21 protein-coding genes are annotated in these 20,587 nt (G+C 60.2%); 6 read left to right on the plus strand and 15 right to left on the minus strand.

Annotation, left to right across the window (positions count from 1 at the left end; genetic code table 11):
* Positions 1-62: 62 nt before the first annotated feature.
* The 11 genes from CQ041_RS05795 to CQ041_RS05845 form a co-directional block, all read right to left on the minus strand.
* On the minus strand, positions 63-743 hold the full coding sequence (locus CQ041_RS05795) for a hypothetical protein (protein WP_177429356.1): 681 nt from the start codon (positions 741-743) through the stop codon (positions 63-65).
* Between the two features lie 132 nt (positions 744-875).
* A complete protein-coding gene (locus tag CQ041_RS26290; protein WP_156088627.1) occupies positions 876-1,034 on the minus strand; it encodes a hypothetical protein in 159 nt (52 codons plus the stop codon).
* Between the two features lie 66 nt (positions 1,035-1,100).
* Positions 1,101-1,490, minus strand: coding sequence for a YkvA family protein (locus CQ041_RS05805; protein WP_105521519.1), 390 nt, complete (start codon positions 1,488-1,490; stop codon positions 1,101-1,103).
* A gap of 10 nt (positions 1,491-1,500) precedes the next feature.
* Positions 1,501-2,640 (minus strand): ABC transporter substrate-binding protein, encoded by a 1,140-nt coding sequence (locus tag CQ041_RS05810; RefSeq protein ID WP_105521520.1) that lies wholly within the window; start codon positions 2,638-2,640, stop codon positions 1,501-1,503.
* Positions 2,634-3,413, minus strand: coding sequence for an ABC transporter ATP-binding protein (locus CQ041_RS05815; protein WP_105521521.1), 780 nt, complete (start codon positions 3,411-3,413; stop codon positions 2,634-2,636). Before CQ041_RS05815 ends, CQ041_RS05810 begins: the two co-directional genes overlap by 7 nt.
* Positions 3,410-4,468: an iron ABC transporter permease gene (locus CQ041_RS05820; protein WP_240995186.1), complete on the minus strand. Its 1,059-nt coding sequence runs from the start codon at positions 4,466-4,468 to the stop codon at positions 3,410-3,412. The genes CQ041_RS05815 and CQ041_RS05820 overlap by 4 nt, the downstream gene beginning before the upstream one ends.
* The gene (locus CQ041_RS05825; RefSeq protein ID WP_105521523.1) at positions 4,465-6,825 is read right to left on the minus strand and encodes a TonB-dependent siderophore receptor; all 2,361 of its coding nucleotides are present in this window, start codon (positions 6,823-6,825) and stop codon (positions 4,465-4,467) included. Before CQ041_RS05825 ends, CQ041_RS05820 begins: the two co-directional genes overlap by 4 nt.
* Positions 6,826-6,929: 104 nt before the next feature.
* On the minus strand, positions 6,930-7,898 hold the full coding sequence (locus tag CQ041_RS05830) for a FecR family protein (protein ID WP_105521524.1): 969 nt from the start codon (positions 7,896-7,898) through the stop codon (positions 6,930-6,932).
* Positions 7,882-8,415, minus strand: a complete 534-nt coding sequence (locus CQ041_RS05835) for an RNA polymerase sigma factor (RefSeq protein ID WP_105521525.1) — start codon at positions 8,413-8,415, stop codon at positions 7,882-7,884. Before CQ041_RS05835 ends, CQ041_RS05830 begins: the two co-directional genes overlap by 17 nt.
* A gap of 217 nt (positions 8,416-8,632) precedes the next feature.
* Complete coding sequence (catC, locus tag CQ041_RS05840; RefSeq protein WP_105521526.1) at positions 8,633-8,923, minus strand: muconolactone Delta-isomerase; 291 nt, start codon at positions 8,921-8,923, stop codon at positions 8,633-8,635.
* A 30-nt stretch (positions 8,924-8,953) separates the two neighbouring features.
* On the minus strand, positions 8,954-10,069 hold the full coding sequence (locus CQ041_RS05845; protein ID WP_105521527.1) for a muconate cycloisomerase family protein: 1,116 nt from the start codon (positions 10,067-10,069) through the stop codon (positions 8,954-8,956).
* 133 nt (positions 10,070-10,202) lie between these two features.
* On the opposite strand from CQ041_RS05845, the gene CQ041_RS05850 reads away from it, so the two are divergent.
* Positions 10,203-11,084: a LysR family transcriptional regulator gene (locus CQ041_RS05850; RefSeq protein WP_105521528.1), complete on the plus strand. Its 882-nt coding sequence runs from the start codon at positions 10,203-10,205 to the stop codon at positions 11,082-11,084.
* Here the strand turns inward: CQ041_RS05850 and CQ041_RS05855 are convergent.
* Both CQ041_RS05855 and CQ041_RS05860 read right to left on the minus strand, forming a co-directional pair.
* On the minus strand, positions 11,076-11,717 hold the full coding sequence (locus tag CQ041_RS05855; RefSeq protein ID WP_105521529.1) for a 3-oxoacid CoA-transferase subunit B: 642 nt from the start codon (positions 11,715-11,717) through the stop codon (positions 11,076-11,078). The two genes, CQ041_RS05850 and CQ041_RS05855, sit on opposite strands and share 9 nt — an antisense overlap.
* 10 nt (positions 11,718-11,727) lie before the next feature.
* Positions 11,728-12,420, minus strand: coding sequence for a 3-oxoacid CoA-transferase subunit A (locus CQ041_RS05860; protein WP_105521530.1), 693 nt, complete (start codon positions 12,418-12,420; stop codon positions 11,728-11,730).
* Positions 12,421-12,819: 399 nt separating this feature from the next.
* Between CQ041_RS05860 and CQ041_RS05865 the strand changes: the two genes are divergently transcribed.
* Entirely contained in the window at positions 12,820-13,422 is a 603-nt protein-coding gene (locus CQ041_RS05865) for a hypothetical protein (protein WP_105521531.1), read from the plus strand.
* Positions 13,423-13,430: 8 nt separating this feature from the next.
* Here the strand turns inward: CQ041_RS05865 and CQ041_RS05870 are convergent, their stop codons facing one another.
* On the minus strand, positions 13,431-14,444 hold the full coding sequence (locus tag CQ041_RS05870; RefSeq protein ID WP_105521532.1) for a LacI family DNA-binding transcriptional regulator: 1,014 nt from the start codon (positions 14,442-14,444) through the stop codon (positions 13,431-13,433).
* Positions 14,445-14,629: 185 nt separating this feature from the next.
* On the opposite strand from CQ041_RS05870, the gene CQ041_RS05875 reads away from it, so the two are divergent.
* From CQ041_RS05875 to CQ041_RS05885, 3 genes are read left to right on the plus strand one after another with little or no spacing between them, the layout of a single operon-like run.
* Complete coding sequence (locus CQ041_RS05875; RefSeq protein WP_105521533.1) at positions 14,630-15,796, plus strand: Gfo/Idh/MocA family protein; 1,167 nt, start codon at positions 14,630-14,632, stop codon at positions 15,794-15,796.
* Complete coding sequence (locus CQ041_RS05880; protein ID WP_105521534.1) at positions 15,793-16,896, plus strand: sugar phosphate isomerase/epimerase; 1,104 nt, start codon at positions 15,793-15,795, stop codon at positions 16,894-16,896. The genes CQ041_RS05875 and CQ041_RS05880 overlap by 4 nt, the downstream gene beginning before the upstream one ends.
* 41 nt (positions 16,897-16,937) lie before the next feature.
* On the plus strand, positions 16,938-18,176 hold the full coding sequence (locus tag CQ041_RS05885) for an MFS transporter (protein ID WP_105521535.1): 1,239 nt from the start codon (positions 16,938-16,940) through the stop codon (positions 18,174-18,176).
* A 6-nt stretch (positions 18,177-18,182) separates the two neighbouring features.
* Here the strand turns inward: CQ041_RS05885 and CQ041_RS05890 are convergent, their stop codons facing one another.
* Entirely contained in the window at positions 18,183-19,097 is a 915-nt protein-coding gene (locus CQ041_RS05890; protein ID WP_105521536.1) for a LysR family transcriptional regulator, read from the minus strand.
* A gap of 268 nt (positions 19,098-19,365) precedes the next feature.
* Here CQ041_RS05890 and CQ041_RS05895 point away from each other — a divergent pair, with 268 nt between their 5' ends.
* Entirely contained in the window at positions 19,366-20,388 is a 1,023-nt protein-coding gene (locus tag CQ041_RS05895; RefSeq protein ID WP_105521537.1) for a zinc-dependent alcohol dehydrogenase family protein, read from the plus strand.
* Positions 20,389-20,587 lie beyond the last annotated feature (199 nt).

Genomic DNA, 20,587 nt, shown 5'->3' on the forward strand with positions numbered 1-20,587 from the left:
GAGTCGAGCGCTGGCCCGTCGATCATTTCACCGGCGCCGATAGCAACGCTGGGTGTTTTTCGTCAGGCGGCGCGGCGCACGGGCGATATCTGGCCTGAAGCGAAGGCAGCGGGAACGGGAGCGCTTTGGCTAAGTTGCATTGCGCTTCTAGCGCGCAAGAAATACTCGATACTCGCGGCAAACCACATGCTGTAGGCCAGCAGTTCGACACCTTCTTCTACCGTGGTCTTCGCCAGCCGTTCGTAACCCTCGCCGAGCACCAGGTGCCACAGGCTGCCCATGCCGAACACTCGGGAAAACAGCAGGATGGCAAAACCGGTGGACATCGTGGCGAAGATCGGCGAGGAAAAAAATGCCTCAAGCTGGACCAATGTCTGTGCTCGATTGGGCTTGCGAAAGCCATTGAACAGGGCGCTAGCGGCGATCACCAGGAAGGGCGCACACCACGCACTGTGGCTGATCGGGTCGAACAGGCCATCAAGTTCACGCATGAGCAAGCAGCCGAAAAAACCGGCGGCCAGGTAGTTGAAGCCGCGTCCATTTTTATCGGGGGCACACCAAAACAGCAGGGCGCAGGCAAACAGCAGCAGTTCCTGGGACACTTCGGTGAAGGAGATCTCCAGGATCTGCGTTTGAAATACCGCGATATCCAACCAGATCATCCACAAGGTGAAGCCGATCAACAGCAGTTTGAGGGCGAAAAAACAAAGGGGTGTTTTGAGGCGAGAAAAAAATGGCGACACGTGCAGCTCCAGCGGGTCATGCAACAAAAAGTTGTGACATGAAACGCTAATTGCCGGCGCTATCCTAATGATTTGCCGAGATAAGTTTAATTGATAAGAGTGATAGTCAGGTTGGGTCCAGTGCGGGGAGGGTCAGAGCTCCTCGTACACTGCCGGATCCTGGTTGTCCAACCGTCCGGCAGGCGTGGCCAGGCGAGAAATGATAGCCAGGTCGTCTTCGGACAGCGCGAAATCGATGAGGACGATGCCCTGGGCCTGGTTCCACGCCATCTGCTGAGAGCGTTTTATCAAGGGCTGCTGCTGTGCCGGAACCCAGCAACCACGATCATGCATGCACGTAAAATTCAAGCTGCGTCTCTACCCAAAGGCGCTTAAGGCGAAAGCTATCGCTATCAGCCAGACGATCAAGATCCCGCCAGTCATCAACCAGGTCCCTTTCAGAGAGATACGCTGTCCGGCTTTAGCCAGCGCCAGCAAGTGACAGCGTTGCAGCAGTTGCACTGGAATCATCCGCAATGCAAGGGCGATACCCAGGGGTAGCAGAATCACGTCGTCCAGTAACCCCAGCACCGGAATGAAATCCGGTATGAGGTCGATGGGGCTCAGGGCGTAAACCACGGTCGTCAATGCTACGGCTTTGGCACTCAACGGCATGTCGAGCTGACGGCAACACAGCCAGAGTAGAATGAGTTTCGTCTTGAGCGTCTTGGCCCAGGATTTGAGACGCCGCACAGCAGCTGTAATCATTGGGAGTGCGTCATCCGGCTTTGGTATCGAGCTCTTCAAAACAGACCTGCTCATGAAAAATAAAAGGCAGATCGGGGAGGGTGGTGAAGTTTTGGATCAAGCGGCGGTACTCGGCGTCCGGGTCTAAGCCGGCAAAGGCGTCAGGCCAGTATATTTTTGCCAGCCACTGCGCGCCTACGACGTTGAACACGCTGTTGTAAAACTGATGGCTGAGTCCTTGTACACACTGACCGGGGGACTGTGCGGTGGCGTTGAATCCAGGGCGCGACATCAGTCGCTCCATCTCAGCACGGATTTTCGCGTTATCCGCTGCGTAGCCGAATGGAATTGCACCGACGCCGTTGCGCATGCGTTGGGTACCGGTCATCAGGTACACATCGGGTTTGCTCAGAATCAGGGTTTCCAGCGCGACATCGCCTGATTCGCTTCGCATGTAATGCGACCCCAGGTTGATTGCGCCAAGGTGCTCGCTCAACAAGCCCCAGCCGCTGTGCCCCTGAGTATGGCAACAACCACCGCCGCCCGCTTGCCCAGCTCGGGCTTCAACGAACACTCTGGGGGGCTCGAGACCGTTGATGTGCTGTTGCAGGCTGGAAAGCTGGCGCCGGTAGTAGTCCAGATACGCTTGCGCTTGCTTTTCGCGCCCCAGAACACGGCCTAGAAGTTCGATGCTGCGGGGTACGTTCACTAATGGGTCAAGTTCGCTATCCACGTAGATCAGCGCGATGCCCAAGCGTTGTAACACGCTTTCCAGTACCGTGTTTTCGATGGCTGAACGAGCGCTCAGGCGAGCGATGATCAAGTCCGGGTGCGTGCGTAGCAGGCTTTCAATATCAAGTTGTCCGCTTTGCGGGAAGGCCAGTGTTTGCACGTTGCGTGCCTCGGGCCAGCGTTGCTGAATAACGTTCCATAGGCCTGGGTCGGAGCTGGCCAGGTTGTTGTCCCACGCGACCAGGTGCCTGAGCGGGTTTTCGCGCTCAAGCAGTGCGAGCGCAAGCACGTCATTGCTGTCCTGCAGCACGATGCGTTGTGGCGCGTGTGGCAGGGTAACGCTGCGCCCGGCCAGATCGATGACCACGCGCGGATAGTCGGCGGCCTGAGCCCCGGCGCTTAACAGCCACAGCAACATCAACACAGGGCGCATCAACATGATGCGTCCACATGAATCTGCACGCGGCCCTGGCTGCAATGCTCGACACGCGCCTGCACCCCATAGACCTGCTCCAGCATGGCGGGGGTCAAGGTCTGCTCGGGCGTGCCCGCTGTATGCAGCCGACCTTGTTGCAAGACCATGATGCAGTCAGCCCAGCGGGCTGCGAGGCCGAGGTCGTGCAGCACCACGACGACGATTCGTCCCTGATCGGCCATCTGGCGAACGGTCGCCATCACATCGTTCTGATAACGCAGGTCCAATGCGCTGGTAGGCTCGTCCAGCAGCAACAGACTCGGTTCGCGGATCACCGCTTGGGCGAGGCTGACCATCTGTTTCTGTCCGCCCGACAGACTGTCCAGCGACTTGAGCGCCATGGGCAAAATGCCCAATTGTTCGAGCACCGCAAACGCCTGTGCTTGCAGGGCCTGGCTATCGCCGCGCAGCCCAGGGGTATCCGCCCCGCGAAGAGCGCCCAGCAACGTTTCCAGCACGCTCAACTCGATACCCTCCTGCAGGGTCTGAGGCATGAAACCCAACACTGCAGCACGCTCACGGCGATCACAGTTAAGCAGGTCAAGGGTCCCCAGGCGTACCTCTCCGCGGGCTTTCAGTAAGCCGGCCAGCGCACGCAGCAGCGTCGATTTGCCTGCGCCATTGGGGCCCACCAGTGCGACGACCTGGCCGGGCTGGATGTCGGGCAGGTTGATGCAATGCAGCACCTGACGCCCCTTGTAACCTACATTCAATTGGCTGACCCGTAATGCACTCATGAGCGACCTCGCTTGAGTATCAGGGTCATGAACAGCGGCACACCGACGACGGCAGTGACAATACCGATGGGCAACACTACACCGGGTATCAGCTGTTTGCTGACGATGGCCGAGAGCGACATGATCAGCGCGCCGGTCAGAATACTGGCAGGCAGGAAAAAGCGGTGATCCTCCCCGATCAGCAGGCGTGCTATGTGCGGGCCGACCAGGCCGATGAAACCGATGGTACCGACAAACGCGACGGCAGTTGCCGCCAGCAGGCTGATACGCAGCAGCGCACCCAGGCGCAAGCGCGGCACGTTGATGCCCAGGGTCTCGGCACGCTCATCGCCCAGGCGCAGGGTAGTCATCTGCCATGCCGCGCGCATACTGAACGGAATGACCAGCAACACTACAAGCCCGAGGGTCTGCACCGCAGGCCAACTGGCTCGGCTCAGGCTGCCCATGCTCCAGAACACCAGTTGCTGAAGGGCATCAGCAGACGCCAGATACTGCAGCAGTGCGACCATCGCGTTAAAACTGAACACCAATGCGATACCGAACAGAACCAGCGACTGCACCCCCCCAGTCATGCTTGCCACCGCCTGCAATAGCAGCACCGAGGCGAAGGCGAAGACAAACGCGTTGGCGGTGATCAACCAGCTCGACGGCACACCGGGTACGCCCAGGTCCAGCACAATGGCCAGCGCTGCGCCCAGTGAAGCTGCCGACGACACGCCCAGCGTGAACGGGCTGGCCAAGGGGTTGTTGAGGATCGTCTGCATTTCGGCCCCGGCCAGCGACAGTGCTGCGCCCACCAGCACTGCCATCAGGGCAAACGGCAAGCGCAGCTCGCGCACGATCACCTGGGTGTCGACATTGACCTGGGTCGGGTTGAAGATCGCCAACAGCACGTCCCCGGCGGCGAATCGCGTGCTGCCCAAGGTGATGTCAGTGATCAGGCAAAACAGCAGGGCCAGGGCGAGTGCACCGCAAATCCACAAACGTTTGTGCAAGGTCTTGCGGTAGGCCGCAGCCAGGGAATGCGCCGTTATCGTCGGTTCCGAGAGTTTCAAAATTTCACGCTCACCGCCGCGATTGCCGATGCGGGCGCACCGGCGTAGTTACCATCGGTGCCGGCCACGGTTTCAATGTATTTGCGGTCAGTGAGGTTGCGGCCGTTGAGCGAGACCCGCACGTTTTCGTTGATGTCGTAGAACACGCTGGCGTCGACACGTGCATAACCGCCAACGTCATAACTGTTATTGATATCGCCCTGACGCTCGCCGACGGCAATCACCCCGGCGCCGAAGCCCAGGCCGCGTAAGGGGCCTTCCTGCAACTGATAAGAGGACCAGATCGAGCCGCTTAGAATCGGTACGCCATCCAGGCGATTACCCACATCAATGCGGGTGTCCTTGGTCACCTTGGCGTTGAGCGCGCTGACGTTTCCGGTGATCTCCCAGCCTTCAAGCGGCGTGCCAGTGACGTCGAGTTCAATGCCGCGGACTCTCTGTTCGCCGGTCTGCAGCGAGTAGTTGTCGTCGGACGGATCGGGGGCGGCGACGTTCTCACGGGTGATTTCGAACACCGAGACGGTAGCGCTGAGACGATCCGGAATGACATCGATTTTGGCCCCCATCTCGTATTGCTTGCCTTCTTCGGGGTCCAACACGCTGCCGTTGCGCTGGATATTGCTCTGCGGTGTGAACGACGTGCTGTAGCTGGCGTATAGCGCGAGCCAGTCAGTGGGCTGATACACCAAACCCAGGCGTGGCGAGATTTTGGACGGGTCGATATTGGTCTTGGTGACCTTGTAAGCGGCGTTGGTGGTGCTATTGCGCTGGCGGGTGTCGTCGTATCGGGCGCCGACGATCAACTTCCATTGTTCGTTCAGGTCTATCTGGTCTTGCAGGTACACACTGTACGACTCGACCTTGTAGTCGGTTTCTTCATTGAAGGTGAATGGGCCCGGCAGCGCACCGTAGACGGGCTTGAAAATATCGATGGACGTCAGCGATGCACGATCGCTGCTGACGTTGCGCTTACCGTCGATGTATTCGAAACCAGCCAGTGCCGTGTGTTTGAGCCCGCCGGTGGCGAAACGTGCGATGGCTTCATATTGCATGTCCAGCGTCTGGACCCGCTCATCGCCATCTGTGGCGCGGCGCTCCAATGTACGGCCGTCGGCGCGGAGGGTGCGCAGGTCGACCACGTAGCGGTCCTTGTGTGACTGGTCCCAGCGGGTCATCTGGCGCAATGTTAACCAATCGTTGACGTCGTGCTCGGCGCGGTACCAGACCGAGAACTTTTCAGCCTTGTCCCGTGACCAGGGTTCGTGCAGGTAACGGTCGGCACTCATGTTGATCTTGCCGTTCAGCGGGATCAGTCCGCGGTCGAAGGGGCTGGTCTGGTCGATGTACTCGGCGCCGGCGTCCACCCGTGTCGAGTCACTGGGTTCCCAGCGCAGCGTGGGCGCGACGTAGGTGCGCTTACTGTCGCGGAAGGTGTCGCGAAAGCCACGGTCGGTCTGTGTGGCCACGGTCATGCGCCCAGCGAGCGTTTTGGCTTCATCTAGCGGTCCGCTGACGTTGGCCTCCAGGCGGTAGAAATCGAAAGACCCGGCTTGCGCCTTGACCTGGGCTTCAGGGGTGAAGCTTGGCTGTCGCGTGACCAGGTTGATCAAGCCGCCAGGGTTGCCACGGCCGTACAGCACCGACGCAGGCCCCTTGAGCACTTCGACGCGCTCGACGTTGGCCAGATCTCGCAAGGCTTCGGGGCGCGAAACCAGCGGGTTGATCAACATCCCATCGACGGCGTAGGTCGTGGCTTTGAAACCCCGGATCACGAAGCTTTCAGAGGAACCACCGTGGGTATTGCCGCGCTGCACGCTGCTGACATTGGTCAGCGCATCCCCCAGGTTGTTGACCTGTTGATCCTCAAGCACCTGACGCGATACCACCTGAATCGACTGCGGGATGTCACGCAGTGCCGTGTCGGTCTTGGTGCCTGTGGCGCTACGAGTGGCGCGGTAGCCTTGGACCGGTCCGTCCGCGCGTTCTACAAAAGCGTCGGCGGTAATGGTGGATGGCGCAAGATTCAGTGCGCCGCTATCCGGCTGTGGGAACAGCAGCAGGGTGCGTTCGTCGGTCAGCGTCCATCCCAGTCCAGACTGGCTCAGCAACTGCAACAGCGCCTGTTGTTGACTTAACTCGCCGCTCACCGCAGGCGCCATTTTGCCTTGAGCAAGTGCGGCGTCGAAGCTCAATTGCAGATTGTTCTGCTGGGCGAACTGCGCCAGGGCCGAGGCTAATGGTTGCGCGACAATGGCGTAGTGCTCGGTGCGCACATCTTGCGTTGCGTCCGCTGCCCAGCCGCTCATGGGGAGCATGCACAGCAGTGCCAGGGACGGGAGAGCAGGGTAACGCGACATGGATACGATCCTTCATACGTCTGAATTACATTTGAGAAAAATTCTCAAACCGACCATGAAAGACGTAGTGCTCCTGGATTTTTTCCACGATTAATGAAAAAAAATCAGAAATTCCCCAACGTGTGCACCCACGGGGTCATTTGCCGGCTGTTGACGCCGAGCGATTGCGCCAGGGCTTTCAACGCGCGGGGCGGGTTGTTCAGGTCGTAGACGCCGGTGATGCGACGAGTCTTCAAGGATGGATCGGTTATGACGATCCACCCAGAGGTATAGCGCTGAAGTTGATCGACGATATCGGCCACGCTTTGGTTTTCAATGAACAGCGAGCCGGTGCGCCATGCCGCTACCTGTGTCGGTTCGAGGCTTGAGCGTTCGACTTTGCCCGACGGCCAGCTGAATTTCAGGCGTTGCCCCGGCATCAGGCGTTCGCTGAGGGGCGGCTGGGCATTTTCTGCCTGGACCTGTCCGTGTTCGAGCGCGACCTCGGCCGCATCCTGATGCAGATCCAGGTCGAACGCAGTGCCCAGCACCCTCACCGACAATTGCCCCGCGTGGGCGATGAAAGGGTGCTGGGGGTCTCGCGCTACGTGAAAGTAGGCCTGGCCCTTGAGCAACTCGACCTGACGCCCATCGGCATCGAGCACCTTCAACGCGCTCTGCGGGCTGAGTACCACCGTCGAGCCATCGGCCAGGTGCACGGTGCGTATCTGCGCGACCCCCGTTTGATAGTCGGCGCGTAGTGCCATCGTGGCCTGAGGCGCCATTATTGCAGCGATGGCCGCCACGCCCGCTGCAGTTGCCAGCGCAAGCCAGCGTCGGCGTGAGCGAGTAGTCAGTTGCGGGGGACGGGACGGCTTGAGCACCACGCTGCGCGAATAGGCGGCTTCAGGCTTAGCCGGTAACTCGCCGAGCGCGCTCCAAAGGGTTTCCATTTTTCGCCAAGCGGCGCGATGTGCGTCGCTTTCCATCAGCCACTGTTCGAAGTCTGCGCGCGCGTCGGGTTCTTCCTGCAGGCGAATCTGCCAGTCGGCCGCCTGCTCCAGCGGGTCTTGAGGCTTATCCACGGTGCGCATCCTTCCCTCCTTCCTGGTCGTCCACCACGCGGGCCAGCGCCAGCAGGGCCTCGCGCAACAGACGGTGTGCGGTGGTCAGGGACACGCCCAACTGACCGGCGATCTCAGCCAGCGTGAAACCGCCAAATCGGTGTAATTCCAACGCCTTTCGGCTGTTCTCGGGCAGCGCATGCAGCGCGTCAGACAGGCGCTCCAATGTCATGCTGTGCTGACAGATTTCGGCTGGATCATTGGCCGTAGTCGGCAACAACCAAAGGGGCGGGGAGGCAGTGTGATCATCCTCACGACTGCGCGAACGCTTGAGGTCCAGGGCCAGGTTACGCACGATCCGATAGAGGTAGGCCACGGGCTGCTCAACATCAGCACGCGTAGCAGCCTTCGCCGGGCTGAAACGAATCCAGGCTTCCTGGACGATGTCCTCGGCCTGAATCCGATCCCCGGTGATTTTCGCTGCATAACCCACCAATTCCCGGCGAACGGACAGGAACATGTGCAGGTGCGCGGATGAATCGGACATGGGTGATGACTCGAATAGTGTGAAGCGTCCTGGCAGGGCGTGCAGTCTAGAGCTTGTCGATAAGGATTATCAATACGGTGGAGGGCTTGCCTCGTAAAGGCACCGGTATGTGCGATCGAAACTTGGCGCCTCACGCTATGTGAACCGTCCAAGTCTCGGTCTCGCTGCGCGTCGACTTGACGTGCGCATGCGACGTATTACTGCAACGCGTATCGGTTTAACGGTCGTCGTCATGCACCGACGAAGGGTGGCGGCACATGGCTGTCACTTCGATTTCCATATAGGGATACAGCGGTAATTGCATCAGGGTGTCGTGCAGGGTTTGGGTATCCGGCACATCGAAGACGCTGACGTTGGCATACAGCCCGGCGACGCGCCACAAGTGGCGCCATGTGCCTTCGCGTTGCAGGCGTTGCGCCAATTCCTTCTCGTCGGCTTTGAGACGCGCAGCGCGGTCCGGCGGCATATCGTGTGGGAGTTTGACGGTCATGCGCACGTGAAACAGCATCGTGTGATTCCTTTAGAGTTGAGTATCAAATCAGGCGCGGGCGAAACGCTTCAGGGCCGCCTCATCCAGTGACACACCCAGGCCGGGTGCGGTCGGAATCATCAGTTGGAAATCCCGATACACCAGCGGCTCGGTGAGCACGTCATGGGTCAGCAGCAACGGGCCGAACAGCTCCGTGTGCCATTCGATTTTGCCCAGAGTGGCAAAGGCGTGGGCTGAGGCCAAGGTTCCCACGCCGCCTTCGAGCATCGTGCCGCCGTACAGCGCAATGCCGGCCGCTTCGGCGATGGCAGCGGTGCGCAGAACGGCACGCGGCCCGCCGTTCTTGGCGATCTTGAGTGCAAACACGGGCGCAGCCCCTGCACGTGCCAGGGCAAAGCTGTCTTCGACACTTTCGATGGCTTCGTCGGCCATGATCGGCACCGGGCTACGGGCGCTGACACGGGCCTGGGCTTCGCGGTCTTGGCGGGGGATGGGTTGTTCGATCAGATCGACACCGGCATCGCCCAGCATCTGGCATCCGCGGATGGCTACGGCTTCGCTCCATGCCTGGTTAAGGTCAACACGCACGCTGGCGCGATCGCCGAGCGCACGCTTGATTGCCGCCACATGGGCGATGTCCTTGGCGGGTTCGCCTGCGCCGATTTTGAGTTTGAAAATGCGGTGCCGACGGATGTCGAGCATGCGCTCGGCTTCTTCGATATCTTTTTCCGTATTGCCGCTGGCCAGTGTCCAGGCCACTTCCAGGCCATCCCTCACGCGCCCGCCAAGCAACTCGGCGACGGGCAGGCCCAGGCGTTTACCCAAAGCATCAAGCAACGCGGTTTCCAGCGCCGATTTGGCGAAGGTGTTACCGCGTACGACCTTCTCTACACGCAACATAGCAGCATTCAGGTTACTGGCATCCTGGCCGATCAACAGCGGTGCGAAGTAGCTGTCGATGTTGGTCTTGATGCTTTCCGGGCTTTCATTACCGTAGGACAGGCCGCCAATGGTTGTGGCTTCCCCGATGCCTTCGATGCCGTCGCTACAGTGCAGGCGCAGGATCACCAATGTCTGGTTTTGCATGGTGTGCATGGCCAGCTTGTGCGGGCGGATAGTCGGTAGATCGACGATGAACGTTTCGAGACGGGTGATAGTGATCATTGACGGGTCCTGATCGGGCGTTATGGCGCATGTCCATATCCCCTGGGTTTTTATTGGAACGCACCAAAGATTGCATTGCGGGCTGACAGGGGTCCAATATTGAAAGAGTCTGGTTTAATACCTTGGAGGTATCGTGGAATTACGTCACTTACGCTATTTCCGCGTCGTCGCACAAACCCTTAATTTCACTCGCGCCGCCGAACAACTGCATTTGGCACAGCCGCCGTTGAGCCGCCAGGTTCAACAGCTTGAAGAAGAGCTTGGTGTGGCATTGCTGGAGCGCAGCCGACCGCTGCGGCTGACAGACGCCGGGCGATTTTTCTATGAGCAGACCGAACAGTTATTGGAGCAGTTGACGCGTGTCTGTGACGACACCAGGCGCATTGACGCGGGCCAGCGACGCTGGCTGGGGATCGGTTTCGCACCGTCGACGTTGTATGGCGCCTTGCCAGAGCTGATTCGCCGCTTGCGCAGCGACGGAGGTATCGAGCTGGGCTTGACGGAAATGGTCACCCTGCAGCAGGTTGAAGCGCTCAAAAGCGGGCGCATCGACATTGGCTTCGGGCGTATCCATGTGGACGATACGGCGGTCATTCAAAAAGTCATTTGTCTCGACCCGTTGGTGGCGGTGTTGCCAGCGGGGCACCCCTTGCTGGGTACTGCTGTCAGCTTGGAGCAACTGGCGCAAGAGGCTTTCGTGCTGTACCCCGGCAATGTTCGGCCGAGCTATGCCGATCACGTCATCCAGCTGTTCGCGCGCAACCACCTGAAAATCTCGGTGGCGCAAATGACCAACGAATTGCAGACCGCGATCGGCCTGGTGGCGGCAGGTATTGGCATTACGCTGGTGCCGGCCTCAGTCCAGCGGTTGCACCGCGATGACATCGGCTATGCGCCCCTGCTGGACCCCGCCGCGACCTCGCCAATTGTGGTCAGCTACCGGACTGGAGATGAGTCGGCACTGTTGCGTCAGTGCCTGACGTGGATCGCGCAGTTGAACGGGGAATCATTGTAAAAGCGGCACGCCACTGAGGTCTTGCAGAGCCTGGAAACTGATGTCTGCAAGGATTTCACGCACACGGAGCCCCTGCGCAGTGACATCCAGAATCGCCAGGTCGGTATAGATCCGGCTCACGCAGGCAATGCCCGTCAACGGGTAAGTGCACTTGGGCACCAGTTTGCTTTCACCGGTCTTGGTCAGGTGGTCCATCATCACGAACACCTGGCGAGCACCGGTGGCCAAGTCCATCGCGCCGCCCACGGCGGGAATCGAGCCTTCGGCGCCAGTGTGCCAGTTGGCCAGGTCACCCTCGACAGAAACCTGGAATGCTCCCAGCACGGCGATATCGATGTGCCCGCCGCGCATCATCGAGAACGAATCGGCATGGTGAAAATATGCGCCGCCGCTGAGCAGCGTCACGTGCTGCTTGCCCGCATTGATCAAGTCATCATCTTCTTCCCCAGGCGCCGGGCTCGGTCCCATGCCCAGCACGCCATTTTCGCTGTGCAGGAACACTTCCTTATCACCCAGATAATTGGCTACCAACGTCGGTACGCCAATGCCCAGGTTCACGTAAGCACCTTCACGAATATCCTGTGCGACGCGCTGAGCCATTTCGTTGCGCGATAGTTTTTTCATAACGGACATGGGATTTGCCTCAGCTGGCGTTGGCAAGCAGGGAAGGGACGGTTGGGATCGCTACTACACGCTGGACGAAGATGCCGGGAGTGATGATGTGTTCCGGATCCAGTTCGCCCAGCTCAACGATGCGATTGACCTGAGCAATTGCCGTAGTCGCGGCCATGGCCATAATCGGTCCAAAGTTGCGTGCGGCCTTGCGGTAGGTGAGGTTGCCCCAGCGATCACCTTTTTCTGCCTTGATCAATGCAATGTCGGCGTGCAGCGGCATTTCCAGCACATAGTTGCGCCCTTCGATCAGCCGGGTTTCCTTGCCTTCGGCCAACAACGTGCCGTAGCCGGTCGGTGAATAGAATGCGCCGATACCGGAACCCGCGGCGCGGATGCGTTCGGCCAGATTGCCTTGAGGCACCACCTCCAGTTGCACTTTGCCCGCCCGGAAAAGCTCATCAAATACATACGAATCCGACTGCCGTGGAAACGAGCAAATCACCTTGGCCACGCGACCGGCCTTGAGCAGTGCGGCCAACCCGATCTCGCCGTTGCCGGCATTATTGCTGATGATCGTGAGATCACGGGCGCCCGATGCGATTACGCCATCGACCAGCTCCGAGGGCATTCCGGCGGTACCAAAGCCTCCGACCATGATGACCGCCCCGTCGGCGATGCCGTCCAATGCCGCGGCGATGGATTCGAACGTTTTATTGATCAAGGCGTGCTCCTGTGTGCAGACGAATTGAGGCAATCAGACTGAGGGCGAGTCTGGAACTGCTGCTCGTTCAGTGTTGATCAGCGGTGACGTACAGAGTGCCAAATGTTCTGTCGAAGCGGGCTGCCCAGCGAACGATGTGGTGCGATTAACGAACGCTTGGGCAGGCTTTTCGCAAAGGGCTGAACGGTGTAGCGGCTGATTGGGTCATCACGAACTTGTCGGCCACCCTTATCCAGTAATCCGCCTGGGCTGATGTGAAACCCGAATCGGTCTGTTTAGTCGTGGTTGGCGGTGACCAACAGGTGTCACGCCCCAGAGCCGACCGGGTGATGCCGTTGACCAAGATCTCTTCTCCTGGTACTTGCCGTGATAGCCTTTCAGGATGTCTTGGAGGGACCCATGAGAAAAATCGTCGTTGTGCTTTGGCTGGCCATTCTTGGAGTCGGAGTGGCTGGTTATGGATGGAGCGTCGAGCGTCATCGGGATGACGTGGCGAAAGCAGCGTCACTGGTGTCCAGGCACCTGCTTGCGTTTGAAGAGCAGCCAGGCCTGGACCTGTCCAGCTACTTGGCGCGCGGTGAGCAGGCCGAACAGGAACTGGCGGCGGATCTGCTGCAGATGCAGTCTGCCGATTGGGCGGGCGCCGAGACCAAAAGAGACGCGGCCATCGCGTTCAACGCTCGCGCCATCAGCGTCATACGCACCTATACGCGCTTTCGTATGTCAAATCTGCGGGTCGGCTTGACTCAGCGGCGACTGCTGGAAGATGAACGCGCGCTGGCCCTGGAGACTGACCCAACGCTGAAGGGCCCAGCCTCTCAACGCTTGCAGACCGACAAGGATAAGTACGGGGCGGAGCAGCGCGAGTATCAGCATCTGGCGACGGCCATAGGTATGCAGTGTGAAATGCTGCTGAGGGCAAATGATGGAGTCAACGCTGCATTTGGTGAAGGCTCGGGACTGGATGCAACGACTCGGGCGTTCATGAAAAAGCTGATATAGCCCTGCGCTCATTCCCTCAGGGGAGGTATCACTGACGCCGCAGCAGCGCTTTTACGCAGGGTCAGTTCAAAAGGCAGGGTCACGTGCTGCTGGAGATTGGGTTTTTTCTCGATCAAGTTGATCAGCATCTCCACGGCCATGCGCCCGAAGCCTTCGGCGGGCTGGGCAATGGTGGTCAGCGGCGGATCACAGTAGTGCGCCAGCGGAATATCATCGAATCCCACCAGAGAGATGTCTTCCGGCACGCGCAAGCCAGCGTCCTTGATGCGCTTGAGCGCGCCGATGGCCATCTCGTCGTTTTCGCAAAACAGCGCAGTCGGGCGATCGGGTAGCGCCAGCAGGGTAGCCGCGCCGTCATAACCGGCGCGCAAACTGAAGTCGCCGTGGCAGATAATCGCCGGATCGCTGGTGATGCGCGCCTGAGCCAATGCCGCCTGGTAGCCCGCCACTCGCTCCTGGGTCAGGGGGCTGCTTTGAGGGCCCTTGATCAAGCCAATCCGACGATGCCCGAGACCGATCAGGTGTTCGGTCATGGCTTTGGCGGCTGCCTGGTTGTCGAGGCTGATGGTGGGATGGCGCCCGTCCTTGATCACTTCGCAGGCGTTGATCATCGGCGGGGTGTCTGCGCGGTCGGCCGGGAAAGGGTCGTAGGCGCGCAACTGAATCACGCCATCGGCCTGATGGGCGTCAACCAGCCCGGCAAACTCGCGCTCGATGGCTTCGCGGCCCTGGGTATCACAGAGCAGCAGTCGATAACCCGCGGCCTGGGCGGCCTGTTGTGCGCCACTGATCACGCGCGCGAAAAACGTGTTGGCAATCTTCGGGACGAGGATGACCAGGTTGCCGGTGCGCCGGGAGCGAAACTGGACCGCCATCAGGTTGGGGCGATAACCCGCCTGTTCGACGGCCGCGTTGACCTTGTCACGCGTGGCCTCACGCACCCGTTCCGGTGATGCCAGGGTGCGCGATACGGTCGCCACCGAAACGCCGGCGAGCCGGGCGACTTCACGAATATTGGACAAAATCACCTCATGCTTGAACGGTACGTCCGGCGAGCTTACAGCAGGTCTGCTCGCGCTTGAATCCTCGCGACCCTCGATTATCGATTTGACAGGTCACGCTGCAGCGCATAAATTCCAGCTAAAATGTAACCGGTTACATTTTGCTGTAAACCGCTTTCAACCGAGCCGCACAGAGAAGGTCAGCGATGAACACAGTGATACCCAAAATAAGAATGGGTTTTGTCGGTGGAGGGGAGGGGTCGTTTATCGCCCAGGCCCATCACCAGGCCGCCGGGCTGGATGGGCGCTTTGAGCTGGTGTGTGGTGCGTTCAGTCGCGACGCCAAGAACAACGAGCGTACTGCCAAGCGCTTGGGTTTGGCGCCATCGCGCTGTTACAGCACCTGGCAATCGATGCTTGAAGCCGAGCGCGCGCTGCCCGCTGACCAGCGCATGGAACTGCTGGTGATCGTAACGCCGAATCATCTTCATGCGCCGGTGGCCGCCGAGGCATTGGCCGCGGGCTTTCACGTGTTCAGCGAGAAGCCTGCAGCATTGAGCCTCGCCGAACTACAGGGCCTGAAAACCCGATTGGACAGCAGCGCCGGGCTGTATGGCCTGGCGCATACCTACCTCGGTTATCCGATGGTCTGGCAAGCGCGGCAGATGGTGCGCGACGGCGTGATCGGCCACGTGCGCAAGGTGCTGGTGGAATATCCCCAGGGCTGGCTCAGCCAGGATATGGCCGGGCAGGGCAACAAGCAGGCCGAGTGGCGCGGGCAGCCGGCGTTGTCCGGGGTGGGCGGCTGCATCGCCGACATCGGCACCCATGCCTTTTCCCTCGCGGAGTTTGTGGCCGATCAAACCGTCACCCACCTGTGTGCCAGCTTGGGCGTGCACGTCGAGGGGCGTCAGTTGGACGACGATTGCGCCATGCTGTTGAAGATGGCCCAGGGTGCCAGCGGCGTGCTGATCGCCAGCCAGGTCTGCGCGGGTGAAGAGAACTCCCTGAGTATTCGTGTCTACGGTGACAAGGGCGGCCTTGAATGGCGCCAGGAACAACCGGCCAGCCTGATTCATCGTTCGCTCGACCAGCCGATGCGCGTCTTGCGCTCCGGCACCGGGCAGCCGTGGTTGTGCGAGGCCGCGACCCGGCGCATGCGCTTGCCCGCCGGTCATCCCGAAGGCTACCTGGAAGCCATGGCCAATCTGTACGGCGATTTTGCCACCGCCATTCGCACCGGCGGCGTCGACAATGCCGCGCCTGGCGTGCCAGGGATCGACGTCGGCCTGCGCGGCATGGCGTTTATCGAAGCGGCCCTAGCCAGCCACAGCAGCGACGTCAAATGGACCCCTCTGGAGTGCCACGCATGAAACCGCAACCGCCTGCCGTGACCCCGAACGCCAAGGCCCCTCAAGGCCTGCGCGGCCCCGGGATTTTTCTGGCGCAGTTCATCAGCGATGAAGCGCCTTTTGACTCGCTGGCCGCGATTGCCCAGTGGGCTGCATCCCAGGGCTACAGCGCGATTCAACTGCCGACGCTGGGCACGCGCTATATAGATTTGGAGCGTGCTGCCGCCAGCCAGCGTTACTGCGATGAATTGAACGCCGTGTGCGCCAGCGCCGGTGTTGAAATCAGCGAGCTGTCCACCCACCTGCAAGGCCAGTTGGTGGCCGTGCACCCGGCGTTCGATGCCCTGTTCGATGACTTCGCCCCGGCTCATTTGCGTGGCCAGCCCCAGGCGCGCACCGAGTGGGCGATCGAGCAATTGAAGCTGGCGGCGCGGGCCAGCCAGCGTCTGGGCCTGACAGCCCACGCGACCTTTTCCGGGGCCTTGCTCTGGCCTTATATGTACCCGTGGCCGCAGCGCCCTGCTGGGTTGGTGGAGCAGGGTTTTGCCGAACTGGCCAAGCGCTGGCTGCCGATCCTCGACTGCTTCGATGAAGCCGGTGTCGACCTGTGCTACGAAATTCACCCCGGTGAAGACCTGCACGACGGCGCCTCGTTCGAGCGTTTCCTTGAAGCCGTCAATCACCATCCCCGCGCCGCGATCCTCTACGACCCCAGCCACCTGTTGCTTCAGCAGATGGACTACCTGGGCTTTATCGACCGCTATCACTCCCGAATCCGCATGTTCCACGTCAAGGATGCGGAGTTCCGTCCCGATGCGCGCTCCGGCGTCTATGGCGGTTACCAGGGCTGGGTGGAGCGCCCAGGACGCTTCCGTTCGCTGGGTGACGGGCAGATCGACTTCAAGTCGATCTTCAGCAAGCTGACTCAGTACGGTTTCAACGGTTGGGCCGTGCTGGAGTGGGAGTGTTGCCTGAAAGACTCCGCCCAAGGCGCTGCCGAAGGCGCGGGGTTCATCCGCGATCACATGATCATTCGAAGCGAAAAAGCCTTTGACGATTTCGTCAGCGTGGCCAGCGATGCGGCTTCCAACAGGCGCTTGTTAGGCTTGCCTGAGGCCTGAGTTTCACCAGTTTTTTCAATAACAATAAGACGGTGACTGTTATGACCTGGATGACCGCGCGCCTGAGCGCCATGATGTTCCTGCAGTTCTTTATCTGGGGTGGCTGGTTCGTCACCCTGGGCACCTTCCTGTCCAGCCAGTTGGGTGCCAGCGGCAGCCAGATTGGCATGGCGTTCTCGACCCAGTCCTGGGGCGCGATCATTGCGCCGTTCGTGATCGGCCTGATCGCTGACCGTTTCTTCAATGCCGAACGCATTCTGGCGATGCTGCATTTGGTGGGAGCGGTGTTGCTGTATCAACTCTACCGGGCGCCGGATTTTGCCGCGTTCTATCCCTACGTGCTGGCCTACATGATGATCTACATGCCGACCCTGGCATTGGTGAACTCCGTTGCCTTCCGGCAGATGCGCGACCCGGCGCTGGAGTTTTCGCGCATTCGTGTATGGGGCACCGTGGGCTGGATTGTCGCGGGCGTGGTGATCAGTTTCGTGTTCGCCTGGGACTCGAAAGCCGCGATTGCTTCCGGTGGCCTGCGCAACACCTTCCTGATGGCGGCGCTGGCATCCTTGGTGCTGGGCATCTACAGCTTTACACTGCCCGATACCGCTCCGCTGAAGGCCGACACCACGCGAACCGGTGTCAAACAGCTCCTCGGCCTGGACGCCTTGGGCCTGTTGAAAGACCGCAGTTACCTAGTGTTTTTCATTGCCTCGATCCTGATCTGCATCCCGCTGGCGTTCTATTACCAGAATGCCAATCCATTTCTTGCCGACATCGGCATGACCAATCCCACGGCGAAGATGGCCATCGGGCAGGTCTCCGAAGTCCTGTTCATGCTCCTGCTGCCGCTGTTCATTCACCGCTTCGGGATCAAGATTGCCTTACTCATGGGCATGCTGGCATGGGCGTTGCGCTACGTGCTGTTTGCCTACGGTAACAATGCCGACCTGGCCTTCATGCTGTTCACCGGTATCGCCCTGCACGGCATCTGCTACGACTTTTTCTTTGTGTCCGGGCAGATCTACACCGATGCAAAAACCCCCGAGCGCTTCAGAAGCTCAGCCCAGGGCTTGATTACCCTGGCCACCTACGGGGTTGGCATGCTGATCGGCTTCTGGGTCGCGGGCCATGTCTCCGACTACTACGCCACCCCGGCGGGACACCAGTGGCAGAGCATCTGGTTATTCCCGGCGTTCTTTTCCCTGGGCGTCGTGCTGGTGTTCATGTTTGCCTTTCGCGATGCGCGGCGGTCTGGGGTGACGCCTGCCGAGGCTGCCTGACGACGGCTAAAGGCTGTCAGGGTCGCCAAAAAACATCTGAATCCGCGACCGCAACCACCGCTCCCCAGGATCATTGTCTTGAGACCCGCGCCACGCCATGTGCAGTTCGAAACTGCGCACTGGCAACGGCGGGTCCTCTGCGCGCAGCCCGCCCGCCGAAGTCAGTGCCTCGGCAGCGTAGTCCGGTACGGTGGCGAGGATGTCGGTGCCGGCGAGCAGAGTGCCCAGGCCGTTGAACTGGGGCACGGCCAGTACCACGTGGCGCTTGCGGTCGAGTTTTTCCAGTTCTTCATCGATGAAACCGCTCAAGTCACCGGCGAATGACACCAAGGCGTGGGGGCGGGCGCAGAAGTCGTCCAGGCTCAGTGAGCCGGGGACGCTGTCGGCGCGTAGCAGTTTCGGCAGGCTGCGGCGCAGGACCTTGCGCTTGGCGTTGGCCGGCAAGTCGGCGGTGTAGCTGACGCCGATGGAGATTTCGCCAGAGGCCAGCAGGCCCGGCATCAGGATGTAGTTGACGCGGCGTACCACCAGCACGATGCCGGGGGCCTCGGCGCGCAGGCGCTTGAGCAGTTGGGGCAGCAGGGCGAATTCGACGTCGTCGGACAGGCCGATGCGAAACACCGCCGTGCTGGTGGCCGGGTCGAACTCGGCGGCGCGGCTGACGGCGGTGGAAATCGAATCCAGGGCCGGGGAGAGCAGGGCGAAGATCTCGATCGCACGAGCGGACGGCTCCATGCTCCGGCCGGTGCGCACGAACAGCGGATCGTCGAACAGGCCGCGCAGGCGCGACAGTGCAGCGCTGATGGCCGGCTGACCGAGGAACAGCTTCTCGGCCGCGCGGGTCACGCTGCGCTCGTGCATCAAGGTTTCGAATACGATCAAGAGGTTAAGGTCGACACGACGCAGGTCATTACGGTTCATCTTGTGTCCTGGAAGAGTCAGCAAACTTGACGAGAGCAGTCACAAGGGAACCCCCAGGATTCCATTAAGAAACGTGACCGGCATGAATCTTACGGGGAAAGACTGGTACTCTGCACCGGCTAATTGAGTTTTCCCACAATACTTGAGGTCTATTCCTCAGATGCGGAATCAATGGCAAGCATGGTGACTATTAATGGTGACCGGTGGCCTTACCCGGAAAGCCCAGATAGAGTTCATGGCATTAGAGGTTACTTTGACGAGGTTTGCGATGTCCCGCACGATTCGTTTTCACAAGTTTGGTCCGGCCGAGGTGCTCAAGTGCGAAGAGCATGCAGCCGCGTTGCCCGCACCGGGCGAAGTGCAGGTGCGTGTCGAAGCGATCGGCATCAGCTGGTATGACATTCTGTGGCGCCAGAACCTGGCGTCCTCCCATGCACGTCTGCCGTCCGGCCTGGGCCATGAAATGGCCGGTGTGGTCGTCGCCCTCGGCGAAGGCGTGGATGACTTGGCGGTCGGCGACAAGGTCGCCAGTTTCCCGGCCGAGAGCCCCAACGATTACCCGGTGTATGGCGAACAGATCGTCCTGCCCCGTTCGGCGCTGGTCCGCTACCCGGACGTACTGAGCCCCATCGAAGCCAGCGTGCATTACACGCCGTTGCTGATCGCCTACTTCGCTTATGTGGACCTGGCACGCGTGAAGCCCGGGCAATTCGCCCTGGTGACCGATGCCAGCCACTGCGCGGGCCCTTCGTTCGTGCAATTGGGCAAGGCCTTGGGGGTGCGGGTGATTGCCGCGACCAAGGACAGCGCGGAACGTGAATACCTGCTGTCCCTCGGCGCGGAAAAGGTCATCGTCACCGAAGAGCAGGACCTGCTCATGCAGGTCAACAAGTTCACCGACAACCGTGGCGTTGACGTGGTATTCGATGGCTTGGGCGGCCCGCAGATGTCGTTGCTCGGCGATGTGCTGGCGCCGCGTGGCAGCCTGGTGCTCTACGGCTTGCAGGGTGGCAACCAGACGCCATTTCCGGCCTGTGCCGCGTTCCAGAAGAACATCCAGTTCTTTGTGCACTGCATCGGCAATTTCACCGGCAAACCGGAATTGGGCATCACCCAGGACCAGGTCGCCCTGCAGCGTGCCTTGCGTGACATCAACCAACTGACCGCCGATCGTGTGTTGTTGCCGCTGAAAACCACGGTGTTTGCGTTCAATCAATTTGTAGAAGCGCATCGCTACATGGATGAATGCCCGTGCCGTGAGCGCGTTGCGTTGCAGGTCGAAGCTGTTTAGCACGTAGGAATATTCTCAAGCGAGAGTTTCCAGCCTTGGGCGCATGGGACAAATGCGCCATTTGACAGGACTCTGTGTGCCCCTCTCTTGGAACGCCTGCCTGGCGTTTCTTCCCCTGAATCATGCCTTTCTGCCTGACGCCGCCCTGAATTCCAGCGCGGCGTTGTTGTTTTTGCGCCATCGGTGAATGTCATGACTT

This window comes from Pseudomonas sp. MYb60 (assembly GCF_002979555.1).
Classification (GTDB): domain Bacteria; phylum Pseudomonadota; class Gammaproteobacteria; order Pseudomonadales; family Pseudomonadaceae; genus Aquipseudomonas.

What these genes read in the sequence shown, in the direction of transcription:
- CQ041_RS05825 (WP_105521523.1), bottom strand. Translation starts at nt 6,825, where the DNA reads ATGTCGCGTTACCCTGCTCTCCCGTCCCTGGCACTGCTGTGCATGCTC.
- CQ041_RS05880 (WP_105521534.1), top strand. Translation starts at nt 15,793, where the DNA reads ATGAAACCGCAACCGCCTGCCGTGACCCCGAACGCCAAGGCCCCTCAA.
- CQ041_RS05855 (WP_105521529.1), bottom strand. Translation starts at nt 11,717, where the DNA reads ATGTCCGTTATGAAAAAACTATCGCGCAACGAAATGGCTCAGCGCGTC.
- CQ041_RS05835 (WP_105521525.1), bottom strand. Translation starts at nt 8,415, where the DNA reads ATGTCCGATTCATCCGCGCACCTGCACATGTTCCTGTCCGTTCGCCGG.
- CQ041_RS05845 (WP_105521527.1), bottom strand. Translation starts at nt 10,069, where the DNA reads ATGATCACTATCACCCGTCTCGAAACGTTCATCGTCGATCTACCGACT.
- catC (WP_105521526.1), bottom strand. Translation starts at nt 8,923, where the DNA reads ATGCTGTTTCACGTGCGCATGACCGTCAAACTCCCACACGATATGCCG.
- CQ041_RS05815 (WP_105521521.1), bottom strand. Translation starts at nt 3,413, where the DNA reads ATGAGTGCATTACGGGTCAGCCAATTGAATGTAGGTTACAAGGGGCGT.
- CQ041_RS05895 (WP_105521537.1), top strand. Translation starts at nt 19,366, where the DNA reads ATGTCCCGCACGATTCGTTTTCACAAGTTTGGTCCGGCCGAGGTGCTC.
- CQ041_RS05875 (WP_105521533.1), top strand. Translation starts at nt 14,630, where the DNA reads ATGAACACAGTGATACCCAAAATAAGAATGGGTTTTGTCGGTGGAGGG.
- CQ041_RS05865 (WP_105521531.1), top strand. Translation starts at nt 12,820, where the DNA reads ATGAGAAAAATCGTCGTTGTGCTTTGGCTGGCCATTCTTGGAGTCGGA.
- CQ041_RS05885 (WP_105521535.1), top strand. Translation starts at nt 16,938, where the DNA reads ATGACCTGGATGACCGCGCGCCTGAGCGCCATGATGTTCCTGCAGTTC.
- CQ041_RS05805 (WP_105521519.1), bottom strand. Translation starts at nt 1,490, where the DNA reads ATGATTACAGCTGCTGTGCGGCGTCTCAAATCCTGGGCCAAGACGCTC.
- CQ041_RS05830 (WP_105521524.1), bottom strand. Translation starts at nt 7,898, where the DNA reads ATGCGCACCGTGGATAAGCCTCAAGACCCGCTGGAGCAGGCGGCCGAC.
- CQ041_RS05890 (WP_105521536.1), bottom strand. Translation starts at nt 19,097, where the DNA reads ATGAACCGTAATGACCTGCGTCGTGTCGACCTTAACCTCTTGATCGTA.
- CQ041_RS05810 (WP_105521520.1), bottom strand. Translation starts at nt 2,640, where the DNA reads ATGTTGATGCGCCCTGTGTTGATGTTGCTGTGGCTGTTAAGCGCCGGG.